Annotated in this window: 19 protein-coding genes; 15 read left to right on the forward strand and 4 right to left on the reverse strand. The window is 71.3% G+C overall.

Translation table 11 applies throughout. From position 1 onward, the window contains the following. The first annotated feature begins 93 nt into the window (after positions 1-93). A complete protein-coding gene (locus HHX41_RS27870) occupies positions 94-2,256 on the forward strand; it encodes a serine/threonine-protein kinase (protein ID WP_182908333.1) in 2,163 nt (720 codons plus the stop codon). A 22-nt stretch (positions 2,257-2,278) separates the two neighbouring features. On the opposite strand, the gene HHX41_RS27875 is transcribed toward HHX41_RS27870, so the two are convergent. Then, complete coding sequence (locus tag HHX41_RS27875; protein WP_182908334.1) at positions 2,279-2,815, reverse strand: PadR family transcriptional regulator; 537 nt, start codon at positions 2,813-2,815, stop codon at positions 2,279-2,281. 55 nt (positions 2,816-2,870) lie between these two features. Between HHX41_RS27875 and HHX41_RS27880 the strand changes: the two genes are divergently transcribed. Next, the gene (locus HHX41_RS27880; protein ID WP_259401358.1) at positions 2,871-4,298 is read left to right on the forward strand and encodes an MDR family MFS transporter; all 1,428 of its coding nucleotides are present in this window, start codon (positions 2,871-2,873) and stop codon (positions 4,296-4,298) included. A 130-nt stretch (positions 4,299-4,428) separates the two neighbouring features. Then, on the forward strand, positions 4,429-5,304 hold the full coding sequence (locus HHX41_RS27885) for a CARDB domain-containing protein (protein ID WP_169985377.1): 876 nt from the start codon (positions 4,429-4,431) through the stop codon (positions 5,302-5,304). Between the two features lie 29 nt (positions 5,305-5,333). On the opposite strand, the gene galE is transcribed toward HHX41_RS27885, so the two are convergent. After that, positions 5,334-6,287: a UDP-glucose 4-epimerase GalE gene (gene galE, locus HHX41_RS27890; RefSeq protein WP_182908336.1), complete on the reverse strand. Its 954-nt coding sequence runs from the start codon at positions 6,285-6,287 to the stop codon at positions 5,334-5,336. 157 nt (positions 6,288-6,444) lie between these two features. On the opposite strand from galE, the gene HHX41_RS27895 reads away from it, so the two are divergent. The 3 genes from HHX41_RS27895 (at position 6,445) to HHX41_RS27905 (ending at position 9,889) form a co-directional block, all read left to right on the forward strand. After that, a complete protein-coding gene (locus tag HHX41_RS27895) occupies positions 6,445-7,758 on the forward strand; it encodes a hemolysin family protein (protein ID WP_249350532.1) in 1,314 nt (437 codons plus the stop codon). A 53-nt stretch (positions 7,759-7,811) separates the two neighbouring features. Further along, positions 7,812-8,825, forward strand: a complete 1,014-nt coding sequence (gene trpS, locus HHX41_RS27900) for a tryptophan--tRNA ligase (RefSeq protein WP_169985380.1) — start codon at positions 7,812-7,814, stop codon at positions 8,823-8,825. A gap of 101 nt (positions 8,826-8,926) precedes the next feature. Continuing rightward, positions 8,927-9,889 carry a YihY/virulence factor BrkB family protein gene (locus tag HHX41_RS27905; protein ID WP_259401359.1) on the forward strand — a complete coding sequence of 321 codons (963 nt, stop codon included), beginning with the start codon at positions 8,927-8,929 and terminating at the stop codon, positions 9,887-9,889. A gap of 63 nt (positions 9,890-9,952) precedes the next feature. Here HHX41_RS27905 and HHX41_RS27910 read toward each other — a convergent pair whose 3' ends face one another. Further along, positions 9,953-10,558 carry a TetR/AcrR family transcriptional regulator gene (locus HHX41_RS27910; protein ID WP_182908337.1) on the reverse strand — a complete coding sequence of 202 codons (606 nt, stop codon included), beginning with the start codon at positions 10,556-10,558 and terminating at the stop codon, positions 9,953-9,955. A gap of 123 nt (positions 10,559-10,681) precedes the next feature. Between HHX41_RS27910 and HHX41_RS27915 the strand changes: the two genes are divergently transcribed. After that, positions 10,682-11,545 (forward strand): SDR family oxidoreductase, encoded by an 864-nt coding sequence (locus tag HHX41_RS27915; RefSeq protein ID WP_182908338.1) that lies wholly within the window; start codon positions 10,682-10,684, stop codon positions 11,543-11,545. Here HHX41_RS27915 and HHX41_RS27920 read toward each other — a convergent pair. Further along, on the reverse strand, positions 11,542-12,813 hold the full coding sequence (locus HHX41_RS27920; protein WP_182908339.1) for a D-alanyl-D-alanine carboxypeptidase: 1,272 nt from the start codon (positions 12,811-12,813) through the stop codon (positions 11,542-11,544). The genes HHX41_RS27915 and HHX41_RS27920 overlap by 4 nt on opposite strands. A 94-nt stretch (positions 12,814-12,907) precedes the next feature. Between HHX41_RS27920 and HHX41_RS27925 the strand changes: the two genes are divergently transcribed. The 8 genes from HHX41_RS27925 (at position 12,908) to HHX41_RS27960 (ending at position 22,377) form a co-directional block, all read left to right on the forward strand. Then, on the forward strand, positions 12,908-13,108 hold the full coding sequence (locus tag HHX41_RS27925) for an SCO4848 family membrane protein (protein WP_169985388.1): 201 nt from the start codon (positions 12,908-12,910) through the stop codon (positions 13,106-13,108). Between the two features lie 66 nt (positions 13,109-13,174). Beyond that, complete coding sequence (locus tag HHX41_RS27930) at positions 13,175-14,347, forward strand: glutamate--cysteine ligase (RefSeq protein WP_169985390.1); 1,173 nt, start codon at positions 13,175-13,177, stop codon at positions 14,345-14,347. Between the two features lie 237 nt (positions 14,348-14,584). Then, positions 14,585-15,826 carry an amidohydrolase gene (locus HHX41_RS27935; protein ID WP_169985392.1) on the forward strand — a complete coding sequence of 414 codons (1,242 nt, stop codon included), beginning with the start codon at positions 14,585-14,587 and terminating at the stop codon, positions 15,824-15,826. A gap of 37 nt (positions 15,827-15,863) precedes the next feature. Beyond that, the gene (locus HHX41_RS27940) at positions 15,864-17,246 is read left to right on the forward strand and encodes a protein kinase domain-containing protein (protein ID WP_310742204.1); all 1,383 of its coding nucleotides are present in this window, start codon (positions 15,864-15,866) and stop codon (positions 17,244-17,246) included. Between the two features lie 99 nt (positions 17,247-17,345). Beyond that, positions 17,346-18,374, forward strand: coding sequence for a BMP family protein (locus HHX41_RS27945; protein WP_182908340.1), 1,029 nt, complete (start codon positions 17,346-17,348; stop codon positions 18,372-18,374). Between the two features lie 168 nt (positions 18,375-18,542). Further along, complete coding sequence (locus HHX41_RS27950; RefSeq protein ID WP_259401360.1) at positions 18,543-19,613, forward strand: BMP family protein; 1,071 nt, start codon at positions 18,543-18,545, stop codon at positions 19,611-19,613. A 101-nt stretch (positions 19,614-19,714) separates the two neighbouring features. Further along, the gene (locus tag HHX41_RS27955) at positions 19,715-21,250 is read left to right on the forward strand and encodes an ABC transporter ATP-binding protein (protein WP_182908364.1); all 1,536 of its coding nucleotides are present in this window, start codon (positions 19,715-19,717) and stop codon (positions 21,248-21,250) included. Continuing rightward, positions 21,247-22,377 (forward strand): ABC transporter permease, encoded by a 1,131-nt coding sequence (locus tag HHX41_RS27960; protein ID WP_169985395.1) that lies wholly within the window; start codon positions 21,247-21,249, stop codon positions 22,375-22,377. Before HHX41_RS27955 ends, HHX41_RS27960 begins: the two co-directional genes overlap by 4 nt. Positions 22,378-22,383: the final 6 nt, after the last annotated feature.

Here is a 22,383-nt window from a genome sequence, read left to right on the forward strand (position 1 = left end):
TGACGTCACGGCGCGGTATCAGGCCGCGGAACCGTCGCGCCGGGGCCGTAAAGTTCTGCTGGCCGGTAGTTTGCCGAATCGTGGGGAACGGGGATGCCGCAGATCGCGCCGCTACAACCGGGGGATCCGACCAGGCTCGGTCCCTTCGTGCTGTCCGGCCGTCTGGGCGAGGGCGGGCAGGGCGTGGTCTACCACGGCCAGGACCAGGCCGGCGGACGGGCGGCGGTCAAGCTGCTGCACGTCAAGTTCTCCGGTGACGCGACCGCCAGGTCCCGCTTCGCGCGGGAACTGCGCGCCGCCCAGCGGGTGGCGAGCTTCTGCACCGCCCGGGTGCTGGCGGCCGACCTGGAGGGCGACACGCCGTACATCGCGAGCGAGTTCATCGACGGGCGGTCGCTGCGCGAGACCGTCGAGGCGGACGGGCCGCTGACCGGCTCAAGCCTGGAGCGCCTGGCGGTCGGCACGGCCACCGCGCTCACCGCGATCCACCAGGCGGGCATCGTCCACCGCGACTTCAAACCGGACAACGTGCTGCTGGCCGTCGACGGCCCCCGGGTGGTGGACTTCGGCATCGCCCGCATCCTCGACTCGACCGCCACGATCACCAGCCGGGCGATCGGCACGCCGGCGTACATGGCGCCCGAACAGATCTCCGGCGGCAAGGTCGGGCCCCCGGCCGACGTGTTCTCCTGGGCCGCCACGATCGCGTACGCCGCGACCGGGGACGTCGTGTTCGGCGGGACCTCGATCGCGGTCGTGCTCAACCGCATCCTCAACCACGACATCGACACCCGCATGCTGCCCGAGCCGCTCGGCGGGGTGGTCCGGGCGTGCCTGCGCAAGTCGCCGGACGAGCGGCCGACGGCCGACCAGATCCTGCTGAGCCTGCTGGGCCGTGCGGCGTCGGGCGACGCGTCGGCGGTCGTGCTGTCGGAGGGGGCCGCGCACGCGGCCGACCCGGACGCCACACGGTTCGCGCGCACGGGTCCGGGCCGCGTCCCGGCGACCGGCGCGGGCCCGCTGCCGCCCGGCGGCGTACGAAGTGGGAGCGGCGCACCGGCCGGAACCGGCGCTGGCTCCCTGCCGCCCGGCGGCGTACGAACCGGCAGCGGCGCACCGGCCGGGAACGCCGCGTGGACCGGCGTCGGCGCGTGGACCGGGACGACAGGACAGGCGGGCAGCACCGGGAACGACGTGCCGACCGGGGCGTCCCCGGCGTTCCGCCCGTCTCCCGGCCCCACCGACCCGAGGCCGGTCGGGCTCGGCATGGCGGGCGGCGCCCCAGTAGAAGCCGGGCCAGGAGAAGTCGGGCCAACCGGGGCCGGGCCGGCGCGGCGCCGCCGGAAGGGTCCTCTCATCGGTGCGATCGCGGCCACGCTCGCCGTCGTGGCCGCAGCGGCCGCGATCCTGGCCGCCAGGATCGGTTTCGCGTTCGGCGGCGCGCCCGCGGAGAGCGGCACCGGCGACGCCACCGTCACGTCGCGATCCCCGCGCCCGAGCACGACGTACGCCTCGGTGTACGAGAAGGCGCTGAAGACCAGGCGGCTGACGATCGGCGTGCGGGGAGACGTGCCCGGGGTCGCCCTGCAGCAGTCGAACGGGTTCAGCGGGTTCGACGTGGACGTCGCCACGTCCATCGCCAGAAGCCTCAAGGTCCCCGCGAAGGGGATCACCTTCCGCAGGGTGGGCGTCGGAGACCGGGTGCGGGCGCTGGCCGACGGCACCGTGGACATGGTCGTGGCGACCTACGCCTACGACGACAACCGCGGCGACGCCGTCACCTTCGCCGGGCCGTACTACACGGCCCACGCCGACCTGCTCGTGCTCGCCGGCTCGCGCATCAAGAAGCTGGAGGATCTGGCCGGACGCCGGATGTGCGCGCCCAACGGCAGCAGCATCGCCCGGCTCGTCGCGGACAAGGCGGAGGTCGAGCAGGTCCCGGTGGGCGACTACGCCGAGTGCATGAACCTGCTGACGCGAGGCGAGGTCGACGCGGTCCCCGGCGACGACCTGATCATCGCCGGCTTCGGCAACCGGGTGGCGAGCCTGAAGCTGTCGGTGCTCGGCCTGCGGCTGACCGACCAGCGCTACGCCGTCGGCCTGCCCAGGAAGGACGTGCGCACCTGTAAGGCCGTGGCCGACGCGATCAGCCGTATGTACGACGACGGCACGATGCGCGGCCTGCTGCGCAAGCACTTCGGCAACGTCGACTTCGACCCCGAGCGGGACGCGCCGCCCACGCTCGCCTGTCGCTGAGCCCTCCGCCCGGCGGGGGGAGTCAGGCCCGGCGCCCGATCGCGGCGATGGCGTCGTTCGCCCACTCGAGGGTCGTGCGGGTCTGCCGGATGCCGAGGTCCAGGGCGAGGTTGCCGAACCTGACGCCGGTCGCCCCCTCGGGGACGGGCGACGCGCGCTTGACCGCCCAGAGGGCCTCCAGCTCGGCCAGCTTGTGCTCCACGTACGCCTTCAGCCGCTCCAGGACGGCCAGCGCCTCCCCGGGGTCGAGGAGCGGGAGCAGGAACGCCTGGAGCGCGACCTCGTTGCGGGCCGGACCCGTGGGGTCGTGCCCGACCAGCCAGGCGCGCAGCTCCGTGCGGCCCTCCGGCGTGATCGCGTAGATCTTGCGCCCCCGTGCGCCCTCCGCCTCGACCGTCACCAGCCCGTCCGCGGTCATCTTCGCCAGCTCGGGATAGATCTGGCTGTGCCCGGCCTGCCAGACATGGGCCACCGACTTCTCGAACGCCTTGGTCAGGTCGTAGCCGCTCGCCGAGCCGTATGCCGTCAGAAGACCGAGTAGAGCGATGCGCAGGGACATGCCCCCACTATATATCTGGATTGACATGTCTATCCTTACATGTCACCTTCGACACATGCGATCCAGAAACGGACTCCTCCTGTTCGCCGTGCTCGGCGGCATGTTCCTGGCGATGCTCGACCAGACGATCGTCGGCACCGCGCTGCCGAGGATCACCGCCGAGCTGGGCGGCACCGGCCTCTACACCTGGGTGGTGACCGCCTATCTCCTCACCTCGACCGTCACGGTCCCGCTGTACGGCCGGCTGTCCGACGCGTACGGGCGCAAGCCGCTCCTGCTGATCGGGGTGGTCCTGTTCCTGCTCGGCTCGATCCTGTCCGGGGCGGCGCAGAGCATGGGGCAGCTCATCGCCTTCCGCGGCGTGCAGGGGCTCGGCGCGGGCGCGCTGCTGCCGCTGTCGCTGGCGCTGGTGATCGACCTGTTCCCGCCGGAGCGCAGCGGGCGGGTGCAGGGCGCGCTCGGCGGCGTGATGGCGCTGAGCTACATCGCCGGCCCGTTCCTCGGCGGGCTGTTCACCGACCACGCGAGCTGGCGCTGGGCCTTCTACGTGAACGTCCCGATCGGCGCCGTCCTGGTGGCCATCATCGTGTGGCGGCTGCCGTACCGGCCGGGGCACGGCGGGGCGCGGCCCGACTACCTGGGCATCGCCGTCTTCAGCGCCGCGATCAGCGCGCTGCTCGTCGGCCTGACCGAGAAGGGGGTCGACGGCCACACCTGGACGAGCGGGCCGGTCGCCGGGCCGATCGGCGCGTCGCTGGCGCTGCTCGTGGTGTTCGTCTTCGTCGAGCGGCGGGCCGCCGAGCCGATCGTGCCGCTCCACCTGTTCGCGAACGGCACGTACTCGCTGGTCAACGTCGCGTCGTTCTTCACGGCGTTCTGTATGTACGCCGGGGTGGTGTTCCTGCCGCGCTACTTCCAGGAGGCGCACGGCCTGAGCGCCACCTCCTCCGGGCTGCACATCTACCCGCTGATGCTGGCGATGGTCGTGGGCAGCGCCGTCACCGGCGCCCTGATCTCGCGTACGCGCCGCTACAAGCCGTGGCTGGTGATCGCGCCGTTCTTCCTGGTCGCGGGCACGGCGCTGTGCGCGAACCTCGCGGTCGGCACCTCGACCCCGATGCTTGTCGCCTGGATGGCACTGATCGGGCTCGGGATGGGGCCCATGCTGTCCGGACTCACCGTGGCGATCCAGTCGGCCGTGCCGCCCCGGTACATCGGCACGGCCAGTGCGAACCTGACCTTCTTCCGGCAGATCGGCGGCTCGGTCGCGCTGGCCCTCGCCGGCACGGCGTACACGTCGGTGGTGACGCGGGAGGCGCCGGCGCACGGACTTCCGGCGGCCCACGCCGCCGCGACCGCGACCGTCATCCCCTGGCTCGGGGTCGTGGGGGCGGTCGTCGCCCTCCTCGCGCTCGCGCTGCTGCCACGGGGCGGTGTGCGCGTCGACAGGCCCGCACCCCAGCAGGACCTCGTCGCCGCGTGAGACGGGAAGTGAGGCGGGCGTGACACGGGCGTGGGACTCCAGTTCAGCGACGCCGTGAGCGGCGTGTCGGACGGTGCGCGGGGCACGTCCGGCACGGTTGAATTGATCTCAAGCGTTCGGGGGAGCGGCAGTGGGTCGTAGGGTCGTCACGGGTTTGGTCTGTGTGTTCGTCGCCGGAGCGCCGCAACCGGCGCTCGCCTTCTCCGGGGAGGCGCCCCGGCCGGCGCCGGTGAAGGAACCGTTGCAGAATCCGTGGGGCACGGCCGACCTCGAGGTCGGCATCACCGCCTCGCCGAAGGTGGCGCAGCCGGGGCAGCCGTTGACCTACCACGTCACCGTGCACAACAAGGGGCCGGGGGACGCCGTGCTGCCGACCCTGCGGGTGCGGCTGCCCAGGGACTTCCAGGTCGTCAACGTCGGCGTGGCCGAGTGCGAGCCCGGCGGGGCGCGCAACCGGGTCGTCTGCCGCTCGTCCGACGACGTCCTGCCCGGCGGCTCGGGCGACATGACGATCACAGGGGTGATCGCGCCGGGCGCGCACGGCCCGCTGCGGGCGCGGGCCGACCTGACCTCCGAGGTGATCGACCAGGACGAGACCGACAACACGGCCGAGGCCGTGACCAGGGTCGACGAGGGGGCCGACCTGGCGATGCGGTTCCGCTCCTCGACCCGGTTCGTCCGCCCGGGCCACTGGTTCTCCATACGGGCGGAGGTGCGCAACCGCGGGCCGCGCGTAGTGCGGGACGCGTACGTGTTCTTCCAGCCGCGCGAGGCCCGGCTGGAGTCCGCGAGGGGCGGGCGCTGCCGGGGGAACCGCCAGTTCGTCGGGTGCTCGCTGCCGCCGATCAGGTCGGGGTCGCGCGGGCTGCTCGAACTGGTCTTCCGGGTGCCGTCCCGGGCCTCCCACGCCGTGGCCACGATGGCCACCGTCTATTCACGCCGCTACGGCGACCGCCGCCCGGCCAACAACAAGGCGAGCGTACGGGTGGCCCTGCGCCGCGCCTGAACGCCGCCGGGGCAGGCCGCCATCGGGGCTCAGGCGGGTTTCGCGCAGGCGGTCCAGGCGTCGGCGACCATGTCCCGCAGCGTCGTGTGGACCGGCTTCCAGCCCAGCTCCCGCTGGATCTTCTCCGACGACGCCACCAGGACGGCCGGGTCGCCGGGACGGCGCGGCGCGACGGTCGTCGGGATGGGGTGCCCGGTCACCTCGCGGCAGACGTCCACGACCTCCTTGACCGAGAAGCCCGTGCCGCTGCCGAGGTTGTAGATCCGGTGCTCCCCGGGGGCGCAGGCGTCCAGGGCGAGCAGGTGCGCCCGGGCGAGGTCGGCGACGTGGACGTAGTCGCGGACGCAGGTGCCGTCGGGCGTGGGGTAGTCGGTGCCGAAGACGCCGACCGACTCGCGCTCGCCGAGCGCCACCTTGAGGACGTTGGGGATCAGATGGGTCTCGACCGTGTGCCGCTCGCGGAACTCGCCGTACGCTCCCGCCACGTTGAAGTAACGCAGGCTGACCGCGCCCAGGCCGTACAGCCCGGCGAAGGCGGTGAGCGCGGTGTCCACGGCGAGCTTGGACGCGCCGTAGGGGTTGCCCGGGCGGGTCGGGTCGGTCTCCAGGATGGGCGTGCGCTCCGGCTCGCCGTAGGTGGCGGCGGTGGAGGAGAACACGATCCGGCTCACCCCGGCCTGCCGCATCGCGTCGAGCAGCGCCAGCGTGCCGCCGAGGTTGTGCGACCAGTACAGCCCCGGCTTCTCGACCGACTCGCCCACCAGCGACTTCGCCGCGAAGTGCAGCACGGCGTCGTACCCGTCGGCGAGCACGCCGCCGGCCTCGGTGATCGACGCCTGCACGAACGAGGCTCCGGACGGCACCGCGTCGGCGTGCCCGGTCGACAGGTCGTCGAGCACCGTCACCTGGTGCCCCTCCTCCAGGAGTTGCGCCGCCACGACGCTGCCGATGTACCCGGCTCCACCAGTAACCAGCAGCTTCACTGTTTGCTCCTGTTCGAGCTTGTTGGATTATGTACGTACAGGCCCTAGCTTACGCGCTTCCCATGAGGAGCGGGTTAAATGCCACCAGTACCGCAATCCCAGCAAGTCGCGGGGGTTGCGACGACCGGTCTGGCACGCCTGACACCCGAACGGACTGATGACGTTGAGCAACGTCGCGGTGACCATCGCCCTTGTCCTGATATTCATCCTGATCGGCGGATTCTTCGCCGCGGCCGAGATGGCGATGGTCTCACTGCGGGAGAGCCAGATCCGCCGCCTGAGCCGCGAGGGACGCCGAGGCGCGCGGGTGCAGAAGCTCGCCCGCGACCCCAACCGCTTCCTGTCCGCCATCCAGGTCGGGGTGACCGTGGCGACCGTGCTGTCGGCCGCGCTCGGCGCCGACGCGCTCGGCCCGCGGTTCGCCCCGGTCCTGGAGGCGTGGGGCCTGCGCAAGAGCGTGGCCGCGCCCGTCGCGTTCGTGGCCGTCACGATGTCCATCTCGTACGTGACGCTGGTGCTCGGCGAGCTGGCGCCCAAGCGGCTCGGCCGGCAGCGGGCGGAGAGCCTGTCGCTCATGACCGCCCCGCTGCTCGACCGGATCGCGACGCTGTCGAGGCCGGTGATCTGGCTGCTGTCCAAGTCGACCAACGGCATCGTGCGGCTGCTCGGCGGCAACCCGTCCGCCGACAGGGCGGCCATGACCACCGAGGAGCTGCGCGACATGGTGGTGGGCCACTCGGAGCTCACCCAGGACGAGCGCGACGTGATCGCCGAGGTGTTCGCGGCGGGCAAGCGGCAGCTCAGGGAGGTCATGCTGCCCCGCACGGAGGTCGAGTTCATGGCGGCGGACACCCCGCTCGCCGAGGCGGCCGTGCTCGCCGCCGCCATGCCGCACTCCCGGTTTCCCGTCTACCGCGACACCTACGACGACGTCATCGGGTTCGTCCACGTACGGGACCTGCTCGACCCGGTCCGCACCGGGCGCCTGGAGCCGATCAGCGAGGTCGTGCCGATCCGCCCGGTCAAGCTCGTGCCGGCGAGCAAACGGGTCCTCGCCACGCTCGCGGAGATGCGCGACGAGGGCCACCACCTCGCCATCGTGGTGGACGAGTACGGCGGCACCGACGGCATCGTGACGCTGGAGGACCTGGTCGAGGAGCTCGTGGGCGACATCCGCGACGAGTACGACGAGAGCGGCGACGCCGTACGGATGATCGCCGGGGACGTGGAGGTCGAGGGGCTGGTCAACCTCGACGAGTTCCACGCGCAGACGGGCGTGCGGCTGCCCAGCGGGCCGTACGAGACCCTGGGCGGTTACGTCATGGCCGCCCTCGGCCACCTGCCCCAGCGCGGCGAGGTCGCCGAGGCGCCGGGCGTCAGGCTGACCGTCACCGAGATGGACGGCCGCCGCGTCTCCCGCGTCCGCGTCACCCGCAATCCCCCCGAGGACGCGGCGGCGGCGGCCGGCTGAGCCCCGGGCCGCGTCTGTCGCGGGCAGCCCGCGACTGCTGACAGAATTGCCGTATGGCTCTTGCTCGCGTCCTGTCCGGTATCCAGCCCACCGCAGACTCGTTCCACCTGGGCAACTATCTCGGCGCCATCCGCCAGTACGTCGCGCTGCAGGACACCCATGAGGCCTTCTTCTTCATCGCCGACCTGCACGCGCTGACCGTCGCGCCCAAGCCCGAGGAGCTGCGCCGGCGCACCAGGATCGCCGCCGCCCAGCTGTTCGGCGCGGGGCTCGACCCGGAGCGCGCCGCGGTCTTCGCGCAGAGCCACGTGCGCGAGCACAGCGAGCTCGCCTGGTATCTGATCTGCCAGACCGGCATGGGCGAGGCCGGACGGATGACGCAGTTCAAGGACAAGTCCGCGCGGTACGGCGAGAGCTCGGCCAGCGTCGGCCTGTTCACCTATCCCATCCTCCAGGCGGCCGACATCCTGATCTACCAGGCCGACCAGGTGCCGGTCGGGGTGGACCAGAAGCAGCACCTGGAGCTCAGCCGCGACCTCGCGCAGCGCTTCAACAGCCGCTACGGCCAGACGTTCAAGGTGCCGAGCCCGTACATCCTCAAGGAGGTCGAGAAGATCACCGACCTCCAGGACCCGACCGCGAAGATGTCCAAGTCGTCGTCGAGCCCGCAGGGCATCCTCGACGTGCTCGAGGAGCCGGGCGCCCTGCGCAAGAAGGTCATGCGCGCGGTGACCGACACCGGCAGCGAGGTCGTCGCCGACGAGGAGAACAAGCCGGGCGTCACCAACCTGCTGCGGATCCTGTCCGCGCTGACCGGCACGCCGATCCCCGAGCTGGAGACGCGGTTCGCCGGGCAGGGATACGGCGCCTTCAAGAAGGAGGTCGCCGAGGCCGTCGTCGAGACGTTCTCCCCGATCCGGGAGCGTACGGAGAAGCTGCTGGCCGACGAGGCCGAGCTCGACCGGCTGCTGGTCGCCGGCGCCGCCCGTGCCCGCGCGGTGGCCCGCGAGACGATGGAGCAGGTCCGCGAGCGCCTCGGCCTTCTCCCCACACCGCACTTCGAGTAGACCGCGCCCGAGCGCGGCCACGGCACGGTCACGGCATGGTCACCGCCCCGGGCCGCGTCCGCCGCAGGCATCGGAACGCCCTCTACGGGTAGACAAAGCCGATGAGGATGGCGTTGGTCGACCAGGTCACGCGGCGCGTCGACGCGGTCCGCGCGTGGGGCCGGATGCGGATCGAGCATGACCGGATCCGCTTTTCCTGGCTCGACCACCTCATCCGGACGGTGCAGCGTTACCAGGTGCAGGCGGGGGACCGGCTGGCGGGCGCGATCACCTACTTCGCGTTCCTGTCGTTCTTCCCGGTGATCGCGCTGGCGTTCGCCCTGTTCGGATACGTCGTGACGATCCGCCCGGACGCGCTCGCCACGCTCACCGAGGCCATCAACAGCCAGCTTCCCGGGCTCGCGGACCAGCTCCACATCGACCAGCTCGCCGGGGCCCGGATCCGGGCCGGGGTCATCGGCCTGCTCGGCCTGCTGTACGCCGGGCTGGGCGCCATGGACGCCCTGCGCGGGGCCCTGCGCACCATCTGGATGACCTGCGAGCCGCCGCTCAACTACTTCCTGGGCAAGCTCCGCGACCTCGTCGCGCTCGTGCTCATGGGCCTCGCCATGCTGATCTCGGTGATCGTGAGCGGGTTCGCCACCGGGGCCACGAGCACGGTCGCCGGGTGGCTCGGCCTGGGCTCCTCGCCGCTGGCCGGCGCCGGGGTCTGGGTCGCCGGGATCGCCGGGAGCCTCGTCGCCGATCTGCTGCTCTTCCTGGTCATCCTCGGCTGGGTGGCCAAGCCGTCGCAGCCGTTCCTCGTCGTGCTCAAGGGCGCGCTGCTGGGCGCGGCCGGCTTCGGGGTGCTCAAGCAGCTCGCGGCGCTGATCCTGGCCGCCACCCTGCGCAACCCGGTGTACGGCACGTTCGCGGTCGTCGTGGGGCTGCTGCTGTGGATCAACCTGTCGGCCCGGGTCATCCTCTACGCCGCCGCGTGGACGGCGACGGCCACGCTCGGCCCGCCGCCCGAGCCCACCCCGCTCCCGTCACCGGCGACCACGCCCACGAGCGGCCCCGCCTGACCCCGGTCCTCAGCGGGTCCTCAGCGGGTCCTCAGCGTGTCCTCGCCGCGCCTCAGTGCGTCCTCACCGCGGGCGCAACCCGTTGAGCGCGGTCTCCACGACGCTGTCGGCGTACTCGGGGGTGAGCGGGCCGCTGCGCTGGAGCCACCGGTTGAGCAGCGGTCCCCACAGCATCTCGATGGCGACGTCCAGGTCCAGGTCGCCGGACAGCTGCCCGGCCCGCTGCGCGCTGCGCAGCCGCTGCTTCTTCAGCTCCTTCATCGGCCGGTCGAGCCGTTCCGCGTAGATCGCGGCGAGCGCGGGGTCGTGCAGGATCTCCGTGTTGAGCGCGCGCATCGGCTCGTCGTAGCGCGGGTCGTTCAGCTCGGCCACGGTGGCGCGCAGGACCGTCTTCAGGTCGGCCTCCAGGTCGCCGGTGTCGGGCAGGGCCGCCGAGTCGTCCTCCCCCTCGGAGAGCATGAGGAACGCGTCGAAGAGCACCGCTCCCTTGGAGGGCCACCATCGGTAGATGGTCTGCTTGCCGACCCCGGCCCGGGCGGCGATCCCCTCGATGCTCAGCTTCGCGTAACCGACCTCGCCGACGAGTTCGAACGCCGCGGTGAGGATGGCCCGCCGCGAGGCCTCGCTGCGGCGTCTGGTGCCGGGGGCCGTGGCGTGCTGTGCCGTCATGGCCACGAACCTACCAGAAGCGAGACGAGACGATTCGTCTTGACAAATGCCGGCGGCGGCACGAGGATCAGCGAACAAGACGAGACGTATCGTCTAGCTATCGCAAAATCGATTGGAGCCGCCATGCGTACGCCGACGCCCACAGGCCAGGGACGGGTCTGGTTCATCACCGGAGCGGGACGGGGTCTCGGCCGCGCCTTCGCCCGGGCCGCCTTGGAGACCGGGGACCGGGTGGTCGCCGCGACCAGGACCGTGGCGCCGCTGGCGGACCTGGCCGCCGGCCACGAGGACAGGCTGCTCGTGCTCCCTCTGGACGTCACCGACCGCGCCGCGGTCTTCGCGGCGGTCGCCCGGGCGACCGAGCGCTTCGGCCGGCTCGACGTCGTGGTGAACAACGCCGGCGTCCTGTCCATGGGGATGGTCGAGGAGTTCACCGAGGTCGAGGCCCGAGCGCAGATGGAGACGAACTTCTTCGGCGCGCTGTGGGTCAGTCAGGCCGTCCTGCCCTGTCTGCGCGCCCAGAGGTCCGGGCACATCGTGCAGATCTCCAGTATCGGAGCGCTCGGCGGCTTCCCCACCACGGGGCTGTACAGCGCGAGCAAGTTCGCCCTGGAGGGCATGAGCGAGGCGCTGGCGATGGAGGCCGCGAGGTTCGGGGTCAAGCTCACCATCGTCGAGCCCGGCGGCTACTGGACCGGCCTGTACACCGGCATGACCACGGCCACGCCGCTGCCGGACTACGCCCCTCTGCGGGCCGAGCTGGACAAACAGTGGGCCGAGGGGTCGGTGGACAGCGATCCCCGGCTGGCCGCCGAGGCCGTGCTGAAGCTCGTCGGCAGCGACGACCCCCCGCTGCGGCTGCTGCTGGGCGGCACGGCCTACGACCTGGCCTTCGACGTCTCCCGGCAGCGCATGGAGACATGGGCCCGCTGGGAGGAGGTCAGCCGCGCGGCCGAGCACGCCATCCCCGCCCCTCCCGATCTCTAGTCGGGCGCGTCGCCGGGCGTCCTGCGGCGCCGGCGCAGGCCGTACGCACCGGCGGCGAGGACCACGAGGGCGCCGCCGCCGATCAGCAGGGGAGTGGTCACGCCCGAGCTCTTCGCGGCGGGGTCCTCGCCACGTGCCCTGGCCGCCCCCGCCGTGTCCGCGCCCGGCGTCGGAGAGCCGGGCCGTACGGCCAGGGGGGAGGACGAGGGCTTGGCGTCGGGCACGGGCGCGACCAGCTGGCCCACGGGCGTCACCTTGCCTCTCGCGGCGAAGCCCCAGTCGAGCAGCTTGGAGACCTCCTCCCAGAAGCCGCCGGGGTGATGCATGATCGCGACGATGACGGTGTGGCCGTCGCGCCTGGCCGCGCCCACGAAGCTGCCCAGGGCCTTGGACGTCCAGCCGTTCTTGACGCCGAGCATGCCCTTGTAGCGGCCCAGGAGCCTGTTGTGGTTGGCCATCTCGTAGTAGGCGGGCCGGGGAGACTCGCTGGCCTCGGCGTCGTCGCGGCGCTTCTTCCTGTCCTTCTTGAGGTAGTCCTTGGGCGCGGGGAACTTGGCGACCTTCGTGCTGACGTACTCGCGGAAGTCCGGCATCGCCAGCCCGGCCCGCGCGATCAGCGCGAGGTCGTAGGCCGAACTGCGCTGGCCCGGCTGGTCCAGGCCGTTCGGCGTCTTGGCCACCGTGTCGTACGCCTGGAGCCTGCGGGCCTCCTTGTTCATGTCGGCGAGCGTCTTCTTCAGGCCGCCGTTGGCCTCGGCCAGCGCGACCGCCGCGTCGTTGCCGGAGACCATGAGCAGCGCCCGCATGAGGTCGTCGACCTTGTAGATCGGCTCGGGAACGATGCCGACGGCGCTGCCCTCCACGTTGCAGGCCTCCTCGCTCGGCTTGACCTTGCGGTTCTTGTCGAGCCTGGGGATCAGCGTGACGGCCGTCAGCGTCTTGAGCGTGCTCGCCGGCAGGTAGTGCCCGTGCGGGTCCTTGGCCGCGAGCACCTGGCCGGTCTCGGCGTCGGCGACGACGTACGACGAGGCCTCGGTCTTGGGCGGCGCCTTGACTCCCGCGGGGGCGATGATCCCGTGGCCGGCGAGCAGGTCCCCGCCGACGGTGCCGTTTCCCGTGCCGTTCTCCGCCACGGCCGTGCCGATCTCCCGCGGCGCCAGGTCCGGTACGGCCGGCGCGCCCGCGGCGGGAGGGGCGCCGAGCAGCGCCGTCGTCAGCACACCCGCCGTCGTGACGGTGGCGGCGAGGACACGATGATTCGTCCGCATAGGTGGCTCAGCCTAGCCTCGACTGCCTTCGCATGAAGCGACATATGCCCCATATGCCACAGGGCCACGCGGGGGGTCGCCGATACTGTGAGCCATGACGAGACGTGTATCTGTCTTTCTCGTGGCACTCGCCGCCTTCATGATCTTCGAATGGATCAATCTCGCCTTCAACCTCGCCGACGGGCATGAGACGTCCTTCTACGTCGTCCACGGCGTGCTCGTCGCGGTGAACATCCTCCTGGCACTGGCGCTCGGTGCCGTCGGCGTGCGGGGATGGATGAGGGGTAGGGCCTGATCTGGAAACGACCTTGTCCGATGTGACCTGAGTGTCCACAGGGACCGAACGTGATGGAGGCAAGCTTTGGCGATCGACTTCAATCCCTCGCGTGGCGCGACGCTCGGCGTGGAGTGGGAGCTTCAGCTCGTCGACAGGCACACGCGTCATCTGCGCCAGGACGCCAAAGAGGTGCTCGCCGCGGTGCCCGACCTCAGTGAGGGGCAGCGGCCCAAGGCCATGCACGAGCTCATGCAGTCGCAGATCGAGATCGTCACGGACGTCTGCCACACCGTGGCGGAGGCGGTGCAGGACCTGAAGAAGAGCCTCGGGCGGCTGGCCGAGGCCGTCGAGCCGCGCGGCACCGGGCTCGCCTGCACGGGGACCCACGCGATCAGCGACTGGCGCGACGCGGTCTACGCGCCCAACCAGCGCTACGTGGAGCTGGTCGAGGAGATGCAGTGGCTCGCCTGGCGGATCCAGACGTTCGGCGTGCACGTCCACGTGGGGGTCAAGGAGCGGGACAAGGTCATTCCGATCGTCAACGCCCTCGCGGCGTACCTGCCGCACTTCCTCGCGCTCACCTCCTCCAGCCCCTACTGGGGCGGGCAGGACACCGGGCTGGCGTCGAGCCGGGCCATCGTCTTCGGCTCGCTGCCCACGGCCGGGCCGCCGCACCTGCTCGCGGACTGGGCCGAGTTCGAGGAGTACATGGACACGCTGCTGCGGGCGGGCACGATCCGCAGCATCAAGGAGGTGTGGTGGGACATCCGGCCGCATCCCGACTTCGGCACCATCGAGATCAGGATGTTCGACGGGATCCCGACGCCGCGCGAGGTCGGCATGGTGACCGCGCTGTCCCAGTGCCTCGTGCAGCAGTTCGACCAGCAGCTCGACCGGGGGTACAAGCTGCCGCATCCGGCGGCGTGGGTGGTGCGCGACAACAAGTGGCGCGCCACGCGGTACGGCCTCGACGCGGACGTCATCACCGACGACCACGGCTCCACGGCGCCGGTGCGCGACGTATTGTATGAACTTCAGCGCGAACTCGAACCGGTCGCCGAGCGGCTCGGCTGCGTCGACGAACTGGCGGTCGTGACCGAGGTGCTGGAGCAGGGCAGCTCATCCGAGCGCCAGCGGGCGATCCTCGCCGACGGAGGGACCCTCCAGGACGTGGTCGACGCCACGCTCATCGAGCTCGCGGAGGACAGGTTCGTGACCTCGAACCCCAACCGCGAGATCGGACAATCGGGCAGCTGACTGGGTAGGGCCTGATATGTCCGGCAACAGTGCCCCAGTTCTGGCAACGTGCGGAGGCCGGCGTAAATACTGGGCAATTCGCCGTATCGGAGGGTCGCGGCGTGAAAGGATTGTGATTGAAGGGTCGGTGGAGGCGAGGCGCCCGCTCGACCCTTTTGGGCTTTTTTGTGACTTTTAATGATCATATGGTGATCCGGCGACCCGTGGCGGGACGGCTCGCCGGAGAAGGGAAGTTCCGTGGCCACCTCATCGAAGCTCGCAACGCCGGACGCGGCCGTGCCGGGAAGCAACGACCTGGCCGGGCAACTGGCGGAATTCCTTCGCGGGCACAACGATGAGCTGATCGAGTTCCGGCGCGACGTACACGCGCACCCGGAGATCGCCTTCAGCGAGCATCGCACGACAGAGAAGATCGCTGAGCGGCTGACGGACGCCGGGCTCACCCCGCACCCGCTGTCGCGCGGCACCGGCCTGTGGGTGGACCTCGGCAGGGACGAGGGCCCCACGGTCGCCCTGCGCGCGGACATCGACGCGCTGCCCATGGAGGACGAGAAGGACGTCCCCTACCGGTCCACGAACTCGAACGCGTGCCACGCCTGCGGTCACGACGTGCACACGGCGATCGTCCTCGGCGCGGGGCTGTTCCTGGCGTCGCAGGCCGACGCGGGAGCCCTCCCCGGCCGGGTGCGGCTGATCTTCCAGCCGGCCGAGGAGGTCGCGGGCGGCGCGCTGGAGGTCATGCGCGACGGCGGCCTGAACGAGGTCGACCGCATCTTCGCGGTGCACTGCGACCCGCGTCTCGACGTCGGTCACGTCGGCCTGCGGACCGGCCCGATCACCGGGTCCTGCGACAGCCTGCGCATCCGCGTCGCCGGTCCGGGCGGGCACACCGCCCGGCCGCACCTGACCGTGGACCTCGTCTACGCGCTCAGCAAGATCGTCACCGAGCTGCCGGCCGCGCTGTCACGCCGCGTGGACCCCCGCTCCAGCCTCAGCCTCGTGTGGGGTCAGATCTCCGCGGGCTCGGTGGCCAACGCGATCCCGGACGTCGGGGTCGCCCAGGGCACAGTCAGGTCGCTCGACGAGGAGGCCTGGCACCAGGCTCCCGACCTGGTCAAGGCCCTGCTCGACTCGGTCGCCGGCGCGTACGGCGTGGAGGCCGAGATCGACTACCGGCGCGGCACTCCGCCCACGGTGAACGAGGCCACCAGCATCCAGATGCTGCACGACGCGGTGACCCAGATCGTCGGCGACGGGGCGGCCGTGCCCACGCCGCAGAGCCTCGGCGGCGAGGACTTCTCCTGGTACCTCGAGTCGGTGCCCGGCGCGCTCGCCCGGCTGGGCACCCGCCCGGTGGGGGCCGTCGACGAGGTCGACATCCACCGGCCGCAGTTCGACGTCGACGAGCGGGCGATCGGGATCGGCGTGAAGGTACTCGCCGCCACGGCGCTGACCGCGCTGTGGGGCGGCGCCCGCTGACCCGCGCCCGCCGAACCGGCCGAGTAGTACAGCGCCCGTGCCCGACGCATCCCCCCTGCGCCCGGAAGATCCCCGGCATCTCGGGGACTACCGTCTCACCGGCCGCCTTGGAGTAGGCGGCCAGGGAGTGGTCTTCCTCGGCGCGGCCGGCGCGTCGGGCGGGCCGGTGGCCGTGAAGCTCCTGCACGCGCGGCTCGACGACGTATCCGCCCGGCGCGGGTTCGCCCGGGAGATCGAGGCGGTGCGCCGGGTGGCGCCCTTCTGCACCGCGCAGGTCCTCGACGCCGACCTGGACGGCGACCGGCCGTACATCGTGAGCGAGTACGTCGACGGCCCCTCCCTGCGCGAGCACGTGCGGGCGGCGGGCCCGCGGACGGGCGGCGACCTCGACCGGGTCGCCGTGGGGACGGCCACCGCGCTGGCCGCGATCCACCGGGCGGGGGTCGTCCACCGCGACTTCAAGCCGGGCAACGTGCTCCTCGGCTCCGACGGGCTGCGGGTCGTCGACTTCGGCATCTCCCGCCTTGCCGACGCCACCGCGACGACGGGAGACCCGGTCGGCACCCCGGCCTACATCGCCCCCGAGCAGCTCCAAGGGCGGCCCGCGGGACCGGCGGCGGACCTGTTCTGCTGGGCGCTCACGCTCGTCTACGCGGCGAGCGGCAGGCAGGCCTACACCGGTGACACGCACGCGGCCGTGATGGCCCGCATCCTGTACGGCACGCCGGACCTCGGGCCGCTCACCGGCCTGCTGAAAGACCTCGTCGTGGCGTGCCTGGCCGCGGAACCGGCCGACCGGCCGGACGCGGGACAGGTGCTGAGCGCCCTGCTCGGCCGAGTCCCGGCGCGACCGGGTCCGGCCGCGCCGAATCCTCCCGTGTCCACTGCCACCGAGTCCACTGCCACCGAGCCGGTTCCGGCCGGACCCGAGCGGACGGAGCCCGAGCGGACGGAGCCTGAGCGGACGGAGCCCGACGGGGTGGCGAACGACCGGACCGGCGGACGGCGTCCCGGGCGAGCGCGCGTGGTCGCACTGGCCGCCTCGATCTCCGCGGTCGCCGTCCTCGCCGCGCTGGGCGTCGTGTGGGCGCTGACGGACCGCGGGCCCGGACGCCTCGACGGGACCTGGACAGGCGTCGCCACCCACCCCTCGGCCGGCCGGGTCTTCCCGGTCGAGATCCGTCTCGCCGAGCCGGCGCGGATGCGGTGGGGCGCCGACCTGCACTGCTCCGGCCGTCTCACCCCCGCGGGCGGGTCGGACGCGGTGCTCGTGCTGACCCTCGACCGGGTGAGAGGCGACGCCTGTCATCCGGGAAACGTCACGATCACGTGGCGGGGCGAGAGCGCCGCCGGCTTCGAGGTGACGCGCGAAGGGGAACAGGCCGCCCGCTATTCGGGATCCCTTACCCGCACAAACTAACTCAATTGGGATGAACCTGTCATGAGATGCGGCGCGTTCCCCGCCCTCGTCGAGGGGTATCGCGGACAGTGGGACCACCCTCCTGGTTAGGAGGTCCGATTGCGGGCGTTCCGGGCGGTGACGGCGGGCGCCGTCGCCGCCGCCGTCGCCGCCGCCGCGGGCTGTCACGGCGGGGCGGACGCCGCGCCGCCGCGCACCGGCCCACTGCGGGTCGGGCTCGCGTACGACATCGGCGGACGGGGCGACAAGTCGTACAACGACGCCGCGGCCGCCGGGATCGACGAGGCCGCGCGCAACCTGAGCGGCATGCGGGTGAAGGAGGTGGCGGCCGCGCGGGGCGAGCCCGCCGGCCGGAAGGTGGAGCGGGTGCGGGCGCTCGCCGAGGCCGGGTACGACCCGATCATCGCCGTCGGCTACGCGTACGCTCCGGCGCTGAGGCGGATCGCTCCGCGGTTCCCCCGGACGCGCTTCGCCATCCTGGACGAGCCGTCCGTGTCGGGTCCCAACATCACGAATCTGCTGTTCGCCGAGGAACAGGGCTCGTTCCTGATGGGCGCGGCGGCGGCCATGAAATCACACACCGGCGACGTCGGCTTCGTCGGGGGCAACCGCTCCCCCCTGGTCAGGAAGTTCGAGGCCGGCTACGTCCAGGGTGTGAAGCACGTGAACCGGCGGGCGCGGATCAGGATCGCCTATCTCAGCGGCCCCCACGACCTCCGCGGATTCGAGAGCCCGGCGAAGGCGCGCAGGGCCGCCCGGCGCATGTACCGCGCGGGCGCCGACGTGGTCTACCAGGTGGCCGGGGCCTCGGGGGCCGGGGTGTTCCGGGCGGCGAAGGACGCGGGGGCGTGGGCGATCGGCGTCGACTACGACCAGGCCAAGAGCGCCGACCCCGCGGTGCGCGACGTGATCCTGACCTCGATGATCAAACGGATCGACGTCGCCGTCTACGACTTCCTCGCCGACGTGGCCGATCGGACCGTCACCAGCGGTCCGGTGGTGTACGACCTCAAGCTCGGCGGCGTCGACTACACCCTCACGGGCGGCCACATCACGGACATCCAGCCGCGCCTGGAACAGCTCAAGCAGGAGATCATCCACGGCAGGGTCAAGGTTTCCCCAGGCTGACGCCCCGGTCACGGTGCGGCGTGGGCTCAATAACGGACATGTTGCGGACTGGTGTGCGGGTTTGGTCTATGCAGGTCAAACAACTATCTTCCGTGCAGGGTTGCCGTGCGTTCCTGCGTGCGTGCGACGAGAGTCAGACGGGCGGGGAACGGAAGGGGAGTCACGACCTTGCTCCACAATCGAATCAGCAGACTGGCCGCCGCCACCGCGGGCGGCGCCTTGCTCATGGCCGCCGCCGCGTGTGGAGGTGGTGGCGAAGGCGCCACGACCGAGGCCTCGGCCAGCGCGTCCTCCGCGCCGCCCGCCGCCGCACAGGCCAAGGTCGGCCTGGCGTACGACATCGGCGGCCGCGGCGACGGTTCCTTCAACGACGCGGCCGCGGCCGGCCTGGACAAGGCCGTGTCGGAGCTCAAGGTCGAGAAGAAGGAACTGGAGGCGACCGCGGGCGAGACCGACGCCCAGAAGGAGGAGCGGCTGCGCCTGCTCGCCTCCGGGGGCTTCAACCCGATCATCGCGGTGGGCTTCGCCTACTCCGGTTCCGTGGCGAAGGTCGCCAAGGAGTTCCCCGAGGTCAAGTTCGCCATCGTGGACGACGACGCCGCGAAGGGCGACAACATCACGAACCTGATGTTCGCCGAGGAGCAGGGGTCGTTCCTCGTCGGCGTCGCGGCGGCGCTGAAGTCCGAGAAGGGCAACGTCGGCTTCGTGGGCGGCGTCGACGTGCCGCTGATCCACAAGTTCGAGGCGGGCTTCGAGGCCGGCGCGAAGGCCGTCAAGCCGGACATCAAGATCCAGAGCAAGTACCTCACCCAGCCCCCGGACTTCAGTGGCTTCGGTGACCCGGCCAAGGGCAAGACGGCCGCGCAGGGCATGTACGACGCCGGCGCGGACGTGGTCTACCAGGCGGCCGGCGGTTCCGGCGCGGGCGTCTTCGAGGCGGCCAAGGCCGCGAAGGCGACGGCCATCGGCGTCGACTCCGACCAGGCGGCGCTCCCGGCGTACGCCGGCTTCAAGGACGTGATCATCACCTCGATGATCAAGAAGGTCGACGTGGCGGTCTTCGACTTCCTGAAGAACTACAGCACCGGTGCGGTCAAGTCGGGCCCGTCCGTCTACGACCTCAAGGCGGGCGGCGTGGACTACTCCACGACCGGCGGCAAGATCGACGACATCAAGTCGAAGATCGACGAGTACAAGCAGAAGATCATCAACGGCGAGATCTCGGTCCCGACGTCCTGACCTGCGTAATCGAGGGGCCCGGGGGCACCCGCCCCGGGCCCTTTGCTCTACGCTCACTACCACTTGACCGTCACCGGGCACTCCGCGAGGAGGAGGCCGACATTACCGCCGCGACCGTTACGGAACCCGCAGTAGAGCTCACCGGGATCACCAAGAGGTTCCCGGGAGTCGTCGCCAACAGCGACATCCACCTCCGCGTCGCCAAAGGGCACATCCATGCCATCGTCGGCGAGAACGGCGCGGGGAAGTCCACGCTGATGAAGATCCTGTACGGGATGCAGCGCCCCGACGAGGGTGAGATCCGCGTCGAGGGGAAGCCCGTGGGCTTCCACACCCCCGCCGACGCGATCGACGCGGGCATCGGCATGGTCCACCAGCACTTCATGCTGGCCGACAACCTGACCGTGCTGGAGAACGTGGTCCTGGGCAGCGAGCCGCGCCGCGGCGGCGTCGCCCTCGACTTCGGCGCCGCGCGGAAGAAGATCAAGGAGATCTCCGACGCGTACGGGCTGGGCGTGCGGCCCGACGTGCCGGTCGAGGACCTGGGGGTCGGCGACCGCCAGCGGGTGGAGATCCTGAAGGTGCTCTACCGGGGCGCCCGCATCCTGATCCTGGACGAGCCGACCGCCGTGCTCGTGCCCCACGAGGTCGAGGAACTGTTCGACAACCTGCGCGGACTGGTCCGCGAGGGGCTGACGATCCTGTTCATCTCCCACAAGCTGGACGAGGTCCTGCGGGTCGCCGACGAGATCACCGTCATCCGGCGCGGGACCACCGTGGCGACCGTGGACCCCCAAGAGGTGACCTCCCGCAAACTCGCCGAGCTCATGGTCGGCAGCGAGCTGCCCAGCCCCGAGACCCGCGAGTCGACCGTCACCGACGTCGTCGCCCTGTCCGTACGCGATCTGACCGTGCGCACCGGCGACGGGCGGCCGGTGGTCGAGAACGTGAGCTTCGACATCCGCAAGGGCGAGGTGCTCGGCATCGCGGGCGTCGAGGGCAACGGCCAGGCGGAACTGGTCGAGGCGATCATGGGCATGCGCCCGTGTGAGGTCGCCACGCTCACCCTCGGCGGCGCCGACATCTCCCGGTGGCCGACCCTGAAGCGGCGCGCGGGCGGCATCGGCTACATCCCCGAGGACCGCCACCGGCACGGCCTGCTGCTGGAGTCGCCGCTCTGGGAGAACCGCATCCTCGGCCACCAGACCCGCAAGCCCAACATCAAGGGCCCGTGGATCGACCGCGCCGGCGCGCGGGCCGACACCCGGCGCATCGTCGAGGAGTACGACGTGCGCACCCCCGGCATCGACGTGGACGCGGCCACGCTGTCCGGCGGCAACCAGCAGAAGCTGATCGTCGGGCGGGAGATGAGCGGCGACCCCGTGCTGCTGATCGCCAGCCACCCCACCCGGGGCGTGGACATCGGCGCGCAGGCGGCGATCTGGGACCACCTGCGCACCGCGCGCGCCGCGGGTCTGGCCGTGCTGCTGATCTCCGCGGACCTCGACGAGCTGATCGGCCTGTCCGACACGCTCAAGGTGATCCTGCGCGGCAGGATCGTCGCCGACGTCGATCCCGCGAACGTGACCCCCGAGCAACTGGGCTCGGCGATGACCGGCGCCGGGGAGGGCGTATGAACGGGTTCGTCGACCGGCTGCTCGGCCGGGTGCGGCTGGGCGGCTGGCTCGCCGTCGCCGCGCCGGTCATCGCGGTCGTCTTCGCGGTGCTGATCACCTCGGTGGTCCTGCTCATCGCGGGCAAGGATCCGGTCGAGGCCTTCACCACACTCGCGGACTACGGCACCCAGCCGCGGTCGATGGCCATGACTCTCAACACCGGGGTCATGTACTACATCTCCGCGCTCGCGGTGGCCGTCGGCTTCCGGATGAACCTCTTCAACATCGGCGTGGACGGCCAGTACCGCCTCGCGGCCGTGGTCGCCGCCGCGGTCGGCGGCGCCGCCGTGGTCCCCGGCGTGCTCAACATCGTCCTCGTGGTGGTCTCCGCGGTGGTCGTCGGCGCCCTGTGGGCCGCGATCGCCGGGCTGCTGCGGGTCTACCGGGGCGTGAGCGAGGTGATCTCGACCATCATGCTGAACGCGATCGCCACCGGCCTTGGTTCTTGGCTGGTCAGCGAGCACTTCGGCGTGCTGACCGGCAACGACCTCGGCACCCGGCCGATTCCCGACGACGCGCACATGCCGGGCATCCCGCTCATCGCGGGCACGCCGGTGCTGGTCAACGGGTTCATCGTGGTCGCGGTCCTGCTCGGCGTCGCGTACTGGGTCGTGCTCAACCGCACCCGGTTCGGCTTCGAGCTGCGGGCGACCGGCAAGTCCGAGTCCGCGGCGGTGGCCAGCGGCGTCAGCGTGAAGAAGATGATCGTCGTCACGATGGTCATTTCGGGAGCGGTCGCCGGTCTGATCGGCATGCCGGAGCTGCTCGGCGCCTCCTACAAGTACAGCAACAACTTCCCGACCGACCTCGGCTTCACCGGAATCGCGATCGCCCTGCTCGGGCGCAACAACCCGGTCGGCATGGCGATCGGCGCACTGCTGTGGAGCTTCCTGTACAACTCCTCCAACCAGCTTCAGCTGCTCGACATCCCCAAGGAGATCGTTCAGATCATGCAGGGCGTCGTCGTGCTCTCCGTGATCATCGCGTACGAGCTGGTCCACCGGTACCGGATGGTGGCGGAACAGCGCCGGGTCGGCCGCCAGCTCGCCGCGCCGCAGGAGGCGCCGAAGACAGAGGCGGCGGCATGAGCGAGC

The organism is Microbispora sp. H13382, assembly GCF_014161445.1.
Taxonomy (GTDB): Bacteria; Actinomycetota; Actinomycetes; order Streptosporangiales; family Streptosporangiaceae; genus Microbispora.